The sequence below is a fragment of the Streptomyces sp. NPDC059917 genome (assembly GCF_042730635.1).
Classification (GTDB): Bacteria; Actinomycetota; Actinomycetes; order Streptomycetales; family Streptomycetaceae; genus Streptomyces.
This window is the reverse complement of record NZ_JBHWLC010000004.1, coordinates 166,492-178,269: the sequence shown is the minus strand read 5'-3', so window position 1 is coordinate 178,269 and position 11,778 is coordinate 166,492. Positions and strand designations below refer to the sequence as shown.

At 71.4% G+C, this 11,778-nt stretch carries 10 protein-coding genes and 1 tRNA gene; 3 read left to right on the top strand and 8 right to left on the bottom strand.

Annotation, left to right across the window (positions count from 1 at the left end):
* The first annotated feature begins 151 nt into the window (after positions 1–151).
* Complete coding sequence (locus tag ACFWAR_RS04155; protein WP_385772805.1) at positions 152–502, top strand: hypothetical protein; 351 nt, start codon at positions 152–154, stop codon at positions 500–502.
* A 96-nt stretch (positions 503–598) separates the two neighbouring features.
* Positions 599–1,195, top strand: coding sequence for a hypothetical protein (locus ACFWAR_RS04150; protein WP_385772803.1), 597 nt, complete (start codon positions 599–601; stop codon positions 1,193–1,195).
* Between the two features lie 25 nt (positions 1,196–1,220).
* Here the strand turns inward: ACFWAR_RS04150 and ACFWAR_RS04145 are convergent, their stop codons facing one another.
* From ACFWAR_RS04145 to ACFWAR_RS04125, 5 genes are all read right to left on the bottom strand, one after another.
* Entirely contained in the window at positions 1,221–2,759 is a 1,539-nt protein-coding gene (locus tag ACFWAR_RS04145) for a bifunctional phosphatase PAP2/diacylglycerol kinase family protein (protein WP_385772801.1), read from the bottom strand.
* A gap of 138 nt (positions 2,760–2,897) precedes the next feature.
* Entirely contained in the window at positions 2,898–4,196 is a 1,299-nt protein-coding gene (locus ACFWAR_RS04140) for a TQXA domain-containing protein (RefSeq protein ID WP_385772867.1), read from the bottom strand.
* A gap of 197 nt (positions 4,197–4,393) precedes the next feature.
* Positions 4,394–4,801: a single-stranded DNA-binding protein gene (locus ACFWAR_RS04135; RefSeq protein ID WP_385772799.1), complete on the bottom strand. Its 408-nt coding sequence runs from the start codon at positions 4,799–4,801 to the stop codon at positions 4,394–4,396.
* Between the two features lie 107 nt (positions 4,802–4,908).
* A complete protein-coding gene (locus ACFWAR_RS04130; protein WP_385772797.1) occupies positions 4,909–6,888 on the bottom strand; it encodes a GTPase in 1,980 nt (659 codons plus the stop codon).
* Positions 6,889–6,892: 4 nt separating this feature from the next.
* Positions 6,893–8,512, bottom strand: coding sequence for a dynamin family protein (locus ACFWAR_RS04125; RefSeq protein ID WP_385772795.1), 1,620 nt, complete (start codon positions 8,510–8,512; stop codon positions 6,893–6,895).
* Between the two features lie 433 nt (positions 8,513–8,945).
* Here ACFWAR_RS04125 and ACFWAR_RS04120 point away from each other — a divergent pair.
* Positions 8,946–9,021, top strand: a tRNA-Arg gene (locus ACFWAR_RS04120).
* 197 nt (positions 9,022–9,218) lie between these two features.
* Here ACFWAR_RS04120 and ACFWAR_RS04115 read toward each other — a convergent pair.
* The 3 genes from ACFWAR_RS04115 to ACFWAR_RS04105 all read right to left on the bottom strand — a co-directional run bounded on the left by ACFWAR_RS04115 (position 9,219) and on the right by ACFWAR_RS04105 (position 11,626).
* Entirely contained in the window at positions 9,219–9,497 is a 279-nt protein-coding gene (locus ACFWAR_RS04115; protein WP_385772793.1) for a hypothetical protein, read from the bottom strand.
* A 38-nt stretch (positions 9,498–9,535) separates the two neighbouring features.
* On the bottom strand, positions 9,536–9,673 hold the full coding sequence (locus tag ACFWAR_RS04110; RefSeq protein ID WP_385772791.1) for a GntR family transcriptional regulator: 138 nt from the start codon (positions 9,671–9,673) through the stop codon (positions 9,536–9,538).
* Between the two features lie 213 nt (positions 9,674–9,886).
* On the bottom strand, positions 9,887–11,626 hold the full coding sequence (locus ACFWAR_RS04105; protein WP_385772789.1) for a hypothetical protein: 1,740 nt from the start codon (positions 11,624–11,626) through the stop codon (positions 9,887–9,889).
* Positions 11,627–11,778 lie beyond the last annotated feature (152 nt).

Here is an 11,778-nt window from a genome sequence, read left to right as displayed (position 1 = left end):
GCGCACCCGCTCCGGGGCCGCCCGGGGGAGGGGCGCGGCGGGGCGCGGCGGGGCCCGTTCATCCGGCCAGGGGATCACCGGGTGCCGACCGGCGCGTGCGGGAGCAGTCTGGTGACAAGGACCCCATCACCTCACAGACGAGGACCGCGCCATGTCCCACAGCCGGCGTATCGGCGTCATCACCGGGGCCGCAGCACTGCTGCTGACCGCCACCGCCTGCTCGGGCCTGGACCGGAGTACCGTCGGCATGCTCAGCTTCCGCGGTGCGGATTCGCCGGTCGAGCTGAGCTACTCGAACACCCCGGTCAAGGGCTGCCACGAGATCGCCATCCCCAAGGGCGCCACGCACGTCGTGAACAACACGCTGGTCGACATCGTCCTGTACCGGACGGCGGGCTGCGAGAAGACCGACCGGGCCGACGGCATCTACGTCGCGACCACGATGTCGAACGTGACGGCCCCGGACTCCTCCCCCTGGCACAGTTTCAGCGTCATCCACTGACCCCGCCCGGTACGGTCCGATGGTCGGCGCCCGCTACCGGGCGCCGCCATCGGTACGGGACCGCGGGGCGGCGGTGGGGACGGCGGGGGAATCGGCGTGGACAACGGACTGGTCGCACTGGCCGCGGCGGTCGTGGGGGTGGCCGGCACCCTGCTGGCCACCGCCCTCTCGCAGCGGATGCTGGCCCGGGTGCAGTCGGACCAGTTCGAGCGGCAGCAGCGGGCCGCACACGCGCAGTGGCTGCGCGAGCGGGAGGTCGCGGAGCTGGGTCTGCGGCGGGACTGCTACATCGCGGCGGGCGCCGCCTACCGCCGCTACCGGATATCCCTGATGACCTTCCTGTGGCTGGTGCGGGACGACGGGGTCACCCCGGCGGACCGGACGGCGCTGGACGAGGCCCGGCAGGGGCACCACGCCGCCTTCGCCGAGGCCCAGATGATCGCCTCCGGGGAGGTCCTCGAGGAGCTGGACCGGCTGACGGACGTCCTGGCCGGGATCTACAGCCGGGTGCTGCGCCTGAGCTCGCAGGAGCCCGCCGTCTCCTTCGAGGGCGTCCACGCGGAGCTACTGGGCCTGCGGGGCCAGTGGGACACCATCCGCACGGCGATGCGGACCGGCCTGGGCGCGGACCCGGCGCCGCCGGTCGGTGCGCCGGGCGCGGGCGCGGTGGGCCCGGGGCCGACGGGGGCGTGACGCGCCCGCGGCCCCGGTGCGGGCGTCACCGCGGGCGGTAGACGGTGAGGGCGTCGGGGAGCTCGTCCAGGACGAAGGCTCCGGGGGCCAGCGCGTACTCGCCGTCGTAGGCCAGCGGGGTGCCCTCGGGGACCTGCGAGACCCGCAGGCTGCGCAGCCGGGTCGCCGTGTGGACGGGCGAGCGCGTGAGCGGGCCCGCGAGGGCGGCGGCCAGCAGCCGCGGACCGGGACGCCCGCCGCCGAAGACGAGGCGTACGTCGAGCAGCCCTTCGCCCAGGCTCATCCGGTGCCGCGGGGTCGGGCCGCTGCCCTGGTAGGTCCCGTTGCCCGCGAAGAGCAGCCAGACGGCCCGGCTCCGCCCGGCCAGGCGCATGCGTACGGGGCGCTCGGCGCGCAGCACCTTCCAGGAGGCCAGCAGCGCGGCGGGCCCGCCACCGATCCGGGGTCCCCACCGCAGCCGGTGCCCGAGCAGCTCCGGGTAGGCGCCGATGCTGAAGTTGTTCAGGAAGTACCCGAACTCCTCCCGGCCGGTCGCACCGGGCACGGGCACCGGGGCGGCGCTCGGGTCGTCGGTCGGCTCCGCCCGGGCCGGACCGGGCGTGAAGCGGCCCACGCCCACCTTGACGGCGTGGCCCGCGGCCACCGCGCGGCAGGTGTCCTCGGTCCCGGCGAGCCCGAGGTCGAGCGCGAAGTGGTTCAGGGTCCCGCCCGGGAACACCGCGAGCGGCACCCCGGCCCGCAGCGCGGCGGTGGCGGCGGCGTTCACCGTGCCGTCGCCCCCGCACACCCCGAGGACGGCGCTGCGCGCGGCCGCCGCGGCCAGCGTGGCGGGCAGGTCGGGCCCTTCGCACTCGATCAGCTCGGCCTTGGGCAGGCGCTCTCGGACCAGGTCGAGCCCGACCTCGGCGGCGGTCCCCGACCCCTGGTTGACGATCACCGTGAGCCCCTCGCCGTCCGCCAGCGCGGGGGCGTCGGCCGCCGGACGCTCGTTGCCCGGCGAGACCCGCTGGCGCTCGATGTCCCGGGCCAGCCACCTGACGGTGCACCCGGCGGCCACGCCGAGCACCGCCCCGGCCAGGACGTCGGTCGGGTAGTGCACCCCCGTGTACACCCGGGAGAAGGCCACGGAGGCCGCCACCGGGAGCGCGACGGCGCCCCAGCCGGGCGACTCCAGTACCAGCCCGGCCGCGAAGGCGAAGGCCGAGGCCGAGTGCCCGGAGGGGAAGGAGGTGGTCCGGGGCTGCCGGGCCGGCTGCCGCGCGGCGGGCACGCCCTCCAGCAGCGGCCTGGTCCGGCGGACCGACCACTTGCCGACGGTGTTGATGGTGGCGGAGGCGAGCGCCAGCGAGGCCATCCCGCGCACCGCCCCGCGCCGGGCCCGGGCCGAGCCGAACACCGCCAGCGCCGAGGCCGCACCCGCCCACAGCACCCCGTGGTTGGCGGCCCGGCCGAGTCGGGGCAACACCCGGTCGGCCCCGGGCCAGTGTCTGCGGGCCACCGCGTCGAACAGCGCGCGGTCGCCCCGGGCGACCGCTCCTTGCCAGGTCAGTTCCTGATCAACCATTCCACGCCCTTACCCGCCGAACCCCTTTCGAACCAGCCTGACCCACCGAACGGCCCCCCCGCACGGGGCGACGGTCCGGATCGGGGGTGCGGGCACCGGCTGCGGGCGGGGTACGGCCGATCCGATCCCGCTCCGGGCCTACGCGCCGTCGTCCTCCGGCCGGGCCGGAGCACCGCTCCCGTCCTCCTCCAGCGGCCGCTTGCGCAGCAGCAGGACGACCATGCCGCCCAGCACCACCAGGCCCACCGCCAGCCCGGCGATCACCGGGGTGGCCGCGGAGCTGCCGCTGGCCGCCAGCCGCTCCTCGTCGGTGGTCCCCGTGGTCCCCGTCGTGGACCGGGTCGCACCGGTCGGCGGCCCCACGGACGTCCCGGCCGAGCCCTGCGGACGCCGGCCGTCGGCCGGCACCCGGACCACCCGGGTCGGCCACACCGCGGTGGCCACGGCCGAGGCCGAGGACTCGCTCGACCCCGCGACGATCAGCGCCTGGGTCTGCTCCCCGCTCGTGAAGACCCGGCCCACCGGGACCCTCATCGCGCCCTGCACGGTCACCGAGGCCACCCCGTCGGGGGTGCCCGCCGGGACCTCGAAGAACAGCTTGCTGCCGTTCCCCGCGGCGGTGACGGGCTGCCCGTCGGCGTCCACCACCCGCACGCCCATCGCCACGGCCGCCGCGTCCGGGGTCACCGTCACGCTCTGGGCGCCGGTCCGGACGGTGACGGGACCGATCTTGCTGCCCACCGGCCCGGACACCTCGCCGGGATCCAGGCCCAACGAGGCCGGCGGCTCCGGCAGCTGCCCCGCGACCCGCTGGAGGTAGTCGGCCAGCTTCTCGGCCTCCGGGTCGGACGCCTCCACCTGCGCGCCGTCGGCCAGCCGCCAGATCGCCACCTGGGTCCCGGCCGCCGCGCTCTCGGCGGTGAGCGATCCGGCCCCGGCGGCCTTGGCCAGTCCGGCCAGGTCGTTCAACTGGGGGTAGGAGTGTTCCAACACCCAGCGGATCCGGCCCGCGTCGCCGTGCCCGCCGAGCGGACTGCGGCTCCAGGCGGTCTCGGTGTAGTGCGCCTGCGGCTGCGCGAAACCGGCCAGGCCGACCCCGTACGTCTGGAGCATCCCGCCGCCGTCGACCCGCATCTCGTACAACCCGGCCGGGATCTGCTGCACCCCGCCGTCCTGTGTGCGCAGGACCGCCTGCCCGTAGGTCTTCAACCCGTCCAGCACGGCGCTCGCGCCCTCCGGCGGCCTGGCGCCCCCGCCGTCCGTCCCCGCGGCCACCGCGGTGCCCGGCGCGGTGGCGAGCGCGGCGGCCAGCAGCGCCATGGCGAGCGGACGGCGTGCGGCGGCCCGCAGCCCGCCCCCCGATTCGGCCGGCGCGGCGGACCTGTCGGCTGCGGTGAACGAGGCGGACACGGCAGACGCGACGGACGCGACAGACATGGCAGGCATGGCAGGCATGGCAGACGCGAGAGGTTCAGGAGACGCAGCTGGTTCAGCAGGCGCGGCAGGTTCAGGAGATGCGGCAGGTTCTGCGGATGCAGCAGAGGATGCGGGAACGGCGATCGACACAGTCTTCCCCTCCGGGCCATAGACCCAGGTGCCCGTGAGTTCCGTGAAATCCTAGCGGCCTCGAACACTCAACCCACCGCCGCCTTCTGAGCTTCCGTCAGTACGGCGTCCGTGCGGACGATGCGGCGGAAGGCCGAGGTCCCGCGATTGAGGTCGTGCCCGATGGCGACCGCGTCGATCTCCGCCGAGACCCACCGTTTGCCGTCCCCGTCCCCCTCCTCGTCCCGTACCCGCAGACGCCCGTGCACCACCAGCGGTTCCCCCGAGGCGACCGACCCCGCCAGGTTGACGGCGAGCGCCCGCCTCGCCCACACCGTGTAGAAGCTGGTCGAACCGTCCTTCCAGCTCTCCCGCTGCCGGTCCCAGTAGCGCGGGGTCACCGCGAACCGGAATCTGACCACTGCTCCGTTCGGCGACTCCCGGTAGTCCATCCCCGTCGCCACATTCCCCACCAACGTCACCAGGGTGTCGTTCATCCCCGCCCCTCCCCTTCACCTTCGCCTTCGTCCACCGGCCGTCGCGGTGATCAGCACGTCCCACCCATGCTGACCCCGACCGACCGCACCCCGCCCCGGCCTGTGGACTACTGGCGGGTTGTGGACAACCTCGCCACCGTCGCGTACTGCTCGCGCACCTCCCGGTAGCGCAGCAGCTCCGCCGCGACCGGCTCCAGGACCCGCGCCCGCCCGCACCCGGCCGCCGCCTGCCGCAGCCGCTGCTCCGCGTCCTGCCCGTACCGCCGGGCCGGGCCGCGGGCCGCGATCGAGCAGGCCCATTCGACCAGGGGTCCGCCCACGATGCCCGTCACCATCAGCAGCACCGGCGGCAGCAGCAGCGGCTCCAGCACTCCGACGATCTGGCCCACCAGCCAGAGCCCGCCGTAGATCTGGAGCAGCGTCATGGCCGCCTGGGTCAGCACCGCGGCGGGCCACCAGGCGGGCCGCGGCGGCTTCCCGCCGGGCACCGCGACCGTCGCCGTCAGCTCGTCCAGCGCCTCCGGCAGCAGCTCGCCACCGCGCACCGCGGTCTCCCGCACCGCCTGCGCCCAGGGATCGGGCAGCCCCTTGACCGCCTCGTCGGAGACCGTGCGCACGGCCTGCTCCACCCGCTGGCGGGCGGTCACCTCCTGCTCGACCGGCGCCGGGGCCGTCCCGGAACCGCGCCCTCCGATCGCGGCCAGGGCGGCCAGTCCGGCCAAGGTGCGCGGGGCGCGCCGACCCTCGTACCAGCGCCACAGCCGCAACCACGGCGTCCCGCACGCCTTCCCGGCATTGCGCCGCCAGGCCCGCTCGGCGGCCAGCCCGGCCGCGTACGCGCCCACCGCCTCGGCCAGTCGGTCCTCGAACCCGGCCCGCGCGGCCTCGCCGATCTCCGGTCCCGGGTGCCCGTCGGCGACGTACAGCGGGCGCAGTCGACCGGCCGCCCGGTCGAGGTCGGCGGCGATCCGCCGGGTCGCGGCGCCCCGCTCCTGGGTGAACTGTCCGAGCATCTCGCGCAGTTCCCCCAGCCCCTCGCCGGTGAGCGCGGAGAGTCCGAGGACCGTCGCGCCGGGTTCGCCGTGCTCGCCGAGGGCGATCCCGTCCTCGTCGAGCAGTCGGCGCAGGTCGTCGAGGACCAGGTCGGCCGCCTCGCCGGGCAGCCGGTCCACCTGGTTGAGCACGACGAACGTCACCTCGGCGTGCCCGGCCAGCGGGCGCAGGTAGCGCTCGTGCAGCACGGCGTCGGCGTACTTCTCCGGGTCGACCACCCACACCACCGCGTCCACCAGCGCCAGCACCCGGTCCACGTGGTCGCGGTGCGCGCCGACCGCGGAGTCGAGGTCGGGCAGGTCGACCAGGACCATCCCGCGCAGCTCCCCCGCCCCGGAGGTCTCGCGCGGGCGCCGGCGCAGCCGTCCGGGGATCTCCAGCCGGTCCAGGAGCCCGGCCGCCCCGTCGGACCAGCTGCACGCGATCGGCGCGGCGGTGGTCGGGCGGCGCAGGCCGGTCTCGGAAATCTGTACCCCGGCGAGTGAATTGAAGAGCGTGGACTTGCCGCTTCCGGTGGCTCCGGCGATCGCGACGACCGTGTGCTGCGCGGACAGCCCGCGCCGGGCGGCGTACTCGTCGAGCACCCGACCCGCCTCGGCCAGCGTCTTGCCGTCGAGCCGGGTCCGGGACAGTCCGACCAGCTGGCGCAGCGCTTCGAGCCGGGTGCGCAGCGCCTGGCCCTCGGGGCTGAGCGGCGGCGCGGCGGGGGCCTTGCCGCCGTCGTTCTCCGCGCCGGAGACGGCCCGTACGAGGGCCTCGTCGGCGCCGCCGTCGCCGTCGGGGTCGTCGTCGCCCGGGCCCAGGTCCGTCCGGCGCGACCGCGCGATGAACCCGTCGTCCCAGCGCGGCCGCCCCTCCTCGCCCCGCTCGCGCCCGTGCTCGCCCCCGTGCTCGTGCTCGCGCTCGTGGGCCAGGTCACGGGGGTCCCGGGCGCCGAGGGCGTCGCGGGTGTCACGGGTGCCACGGTCGTCACGGTCGTCGCGGTCGTCGTGGTCGTGATCACGGTCGTCGGTTCGGTCGGTCAGGGCGGTCACCGCGTCACCTCTCCTTCTGCAGCACGGACAGCGCGGCGATCAGTTCCGCCTGGGGTTCCGGGGTCACTTCGAGTGCTTCGAGGGGCGCGAGGCGGCGGTCGCGTTCGCCGCGCAGCACCTGGTCGAGGTGGGCGCCGACCAGCTCGCCGCCGCGGTCGCGCAGCCGCAGGGCGACCTGGACGCCGACCCGCTCGGCCAGCTTCTCGCCCGCCACGCGGGCCCGCTTGCCGCCGAGCAGCACCGCGACGAGCAGCGCGGCCACGCCGTCCGGATCCGGCCCGGGCTGCTTCTCCAGCTGGGCCACCTCCTCCTCGGCCAGCTCCTCCAGGACGCGCCGCCAGCGGCGTACGGCCATCCCGATCCGCTCGGCCGCCTCCTGGTCGGGGGCCGGCATCGCGACGGCGGCCGCGGCCGGTTCCCGGCGCCACGCCTGCGCAATCCGCTCGTCCGCGGCGGCCACGGCGCACTGCAACAGCGCGCCGAGCGACTCGGCGAGGGAGTCGAGGAGTTCGTCGGGGGTGGTGTCGAGGGGGTAGCCGCGCCAGCGGGTGAGGGCGTCCCCGGCGAGTACCGCGCCGCCGTCGAGCCGGGTGCGGACCCGCTTGCCCTCCCGCTTGTAGGCGTCCTCGACGGCCGAGGTCAGGCGTACGGCGGCCGCGTGCTGGGCGGCGACGGCGGAGGCCAGCTCGGGCATCCGGCGCGAGAGCGAGTCCAGCACGCCGAGCGCGGTCCGCCCGACGGCCTGCTGCCGCGCGGCGGGGTCCTGCGCGTGGTGGCTGAGCCAGGCGAAGAGCGGCGCCACCGCGCTGGCCGGAAGCAGCCCGCCGTCACCGGCCGACTCGGGCAGCTCCGGGACGGTGAAGCGCGGTACGTCGCCCAACCCGGCCCGGGTGAGCAGCGCGGCGTACTGCCGCGAGACCTCGCCCAGGACCTGGTGCGGCACCCGGTCCAGGACGGTGACCAGGGTCGCCTTGTACTCCTTGGCGGTGCGCAGCAGGTGCCAGGGGACGGCATCGGCGTAGCGGGAGGCGGTGGTGACCATGACCCAGACGTCGGCGGCGCAGATCAGTTCGGCGGCCAGGGTCCGGTTGTCGACGACGAGGGAGTCGATGTCGGGGGCGTCGAGGACGGCCAGACCGCGCGGCAGGGTGCTGACGGTCTCGATGCGCACCTCGCGCGGCTGCCCGCCGCCCGTGGCGGCCGAGCGGCGACCGAGCCCCTTCGGGCCGACCGGAACGGCCTCCTCCTCGCCCTGCGGGAGCCAGACGCGCATCAGGTCGGGGAGCACGCGCATGCCGGCGAACCAGTGGTGGTCATCCGGATGGCAGACGAGGACGGGCGTACGGGTGGTGGGCCGGAGCACTCCGGCTTCACTCACCTGGCGGCCCACCAGAGAGTTGACGAGGGTGGACTTCCCGGCTCCGGTGGACCCGCCGACGACGGCGAGGAGCGGGGCTTCGGGGGCTTTGAGCCGGGGCACGAGGTAGTCGTCGAGCTGTGCGAGCAACTCTGACCTGGTCTGACGGGCGCGCGGGGCACCGGGCAGGGGCAGCGGTAGACGCACGGAGGCTACCCGGTCGCGCACGGCGGAGAGGGCATCGAGCAGCTGAGGCCGAACATCCAAGGTCACCACATGTGAAGAATGCCCAATTTGTGACCTTTTTTGAAGCTTATACGCCTCCTGCGCGGCGAACGCGACTCGGGTGGGGCATCCCGGCCACTTCCGACGGGCTCCGGGCGGCCCCCGTGGGGGCGGGCGGCGGACGGCCGCCGGTCCGGCGCCCCACGGCGGGCGCGCCCCTGCCGAGACATCACAGACAGACGGGACGAGTGGGGCACAGGCATAACGAGTGCACAACACCCGGGGCGCCGCGGCGCAAAAGCGATGCGAGAATCGCACCTGCCTGCGATTATCGGGACCGCTTCACCGAACCTCCACATCGTGGCACGCGGGGGAAGCAACCGGGACAAGGCGGCCGGAGCCCTATCCTTGACCCGGCACGGACCGCAGTCCCACCCCCACCCCGGGGCTCCAGGCCCCACAAGGCCACCTTCCGGCCCCCGTAGCTCAGTGGATAGAGCAGGTGCCTTCTAAGCACTTGGCCGCAGGTTCGAGTCCTGCCGGGGGCACCATTTCTCCACCACCGCGAGCCCTCCCTCCAGGGAGGGCTTTCGTGCAGGTCAGCGCACCCTACCGAGACAGCGGTAGCGCCGCGGTAAGGGCCGGACCACCACCCGGAAGCCCCCGGCGGCAGTCCAGCTCTCACCGGCTGAAGGCCCCTTTCTACGGGTGCCCACGGTGGATACACGGTGGCGTTTCCGAGCAGCCCTCAGCCCTCGGGCAGGTCTCCCCCGGCCTCGATCCGCTTCTTCAGATCGCTCAGGTGTCCGACGATGCAGCGGGCGTAGACCGCCAGAAGCACCGGGACGCTGTTACCGGCCCACTCCGCCACCTGTGCAGGGGGAACGCCGTCGTTCAGCCAGTTCGTGAGGCAGGTGTTCCGCAGGTCGTAGACGCGCTTGCCGAGGGGTGACGCGATCTCCTCGGGCGTGAGAACCTCCTGGCGCGCGGACCGCCATGCCCGCCGGATGACCGACCCTGCGAGCATCTCTCCCTTCTCACCCGGAAAGAGCAGATCGCCGGGCTTCAGCTGAGTGCCTTAAGAGCCCGGCCGATGGTGGTCCGGCCCACGCCGTAGGTGCGCATCAGCTCGGCTTCGGATGGAAGCCCCTCACTGATCTTGCCGTTCTCAATCTTCTGGCGCAGAGACTCCGAGATCTGCAAGTAGGCACCCCGTGGGCTGACCTACGGCATTTGCCCCCTGACCTCGATGCCCTCATCGTGACGAGGCTCGCTGCGTCCAGCTTCACACGTGACCTCACCCGCCCTGCCGCAGCGGCTGATCAGAACCGCCGGCACGCCGTCGCGATCTCAAGGTCATTCCGCTCCTTCACATGGCGGCAAGCCATACACCCGACCAAGCTCGACAGGTGATTCCTACACGGTCACCTCCGCCTCCAACTGCGAAATCAACGCACGCGCCCTCTCAACGTTCTGCTCTCGCGATACATGCAGGTTTCGACTGATTATGTCCTGAACCTGGGCTAGGACCCTCGCAAACCGCTCAGCATCGCGATCATCCTTGAATTCTGGAGCACTGAGATTCATTTGAAGAGCCGAAACCCCTTGAACTTCAACAGACCTATGAACCGTCAGTCTATTGCGAAGCAACTGCAACGCTTTGTCTCCCGAAACAAGCGCAGCGACACCAGGAACATCCCAATGAATTCCCTTCAGGGCAAGGTCCGCTCGCCTCATGTGCGTGAGATCCCACGCGGCACCCCAGCTATTTTCGAGCAGTCGACGCTCTTTGCCTGGCTTCAAGAGCAATTCTGCATACCCACTCGATTCGCAACCAGGAAACAAGAAATCACACGCGACTTGAAATTCATACATCCCGACGAACCCGAAGTCGCTATCAAGAGCTCCGACATACTCCTCGAGCAATCGCAATTTTCGCTGGACGTTTGCACCACGAGACTTGCGATAAACCCCTTGGAGCTTCAACACCAAAGCGTAAGACATCGTCTGCAGTTCCGACTCCTTCTTGGGCATGCCCACAGAAAAGCCGTCCACCGACTGAACCAAATCTGACGGCCGCCCGCCCTGATTTATTAGATACATGAGCGCTTCTGAATCTAGGTTCATCACGGTATGCAGGGCCCGCAGAATCTTTCGCGCTCTATGTTTATCCACCTGGTCAGAGAATCGGCCCCAGCAATTCTCTGCCACCCCTAGCGTGAAGTCGACGTGCATAGGCCCGATGAGGGTTCGAGCAGTCAGCAGGCCAACGAGTTGACGGCGCATGGTGGGCGTGAACGGCTTGCCCGAACCATGGAACCAGCGGTCGACACACACGACGATGTCTGAATCCAACATGAATACCGTCGGCTGGGCGCCGGGCGCTATGTTAAGGACTTTATACATTCCGTCGTCTGGATTTTCTGCGGGCGCCACATAGTCGCGACCATCCACTATGGTAGCGCGCACACGTCCATGCGCAACTGCCGAGAATTTGTATCTGACATCCGGAAACCCAACCCTAAGCAGCCCAACACCAGCAAAAACCTCCACTTGCCCAACCTGAGCAACTGCGGCGTGCCAGCGTTCGCTGGCGGCTGACATATCTAGCTCATCCGTGATGCCCACCCCCTTGCTGGTGATAAAGGCACGCTTCCCAGCTATCACTATCTTCGTGTCGCTAGAGCCAGTCTTGGGCAGGGGGTCCAAGCTCACATCCAGAGCCAACGCAAATCCATGCGCCTCTGCGTATGCGCGAGTCGCCGACAGAACGCTACGATTCCTCTCTGGCATTCCATGGACGACGGATGAAATATCAAGAAGGAGTACCGGCTCTCCTGAAGGTTTCATTGCCGCGCGGTAGTGAACTTGCCGAGTATTCCCACCTTGGCTAAGTGAGATGTCCATCGGATCGACGTGCAGGCGGGGCGCAGCGCAGAGAGCGTGTGTCAAAAATATTCCGAGGCCATTATCTCTTCGCATCAACTGAACCGAAATAACAACCCCGTGGTGAATCTCGATCGCGACTTCGCAAGCTCCGCAAGTCAAATCCAGCCCTTCGAAAGCATTCAATTTTGACCTGAGTGCTTTCAACAGCTCTTTTGGCAAGCTGTCCGGCAGCCACCACTTGACACTAATAGACCCATCCGGATTCACATCGCCCCCTAGACTCCCGCGCCCGCGTCGTTCACGACAACGCGACTGGAACTAGACGAGGTTACGGCGGGCGCCTGCTCGTGCGCAGTTGGATAACCAGGGCTTCACGCGCCTCGGCCTTGAGACACAGCCCCCGGTGCGGGGAAAGCCTT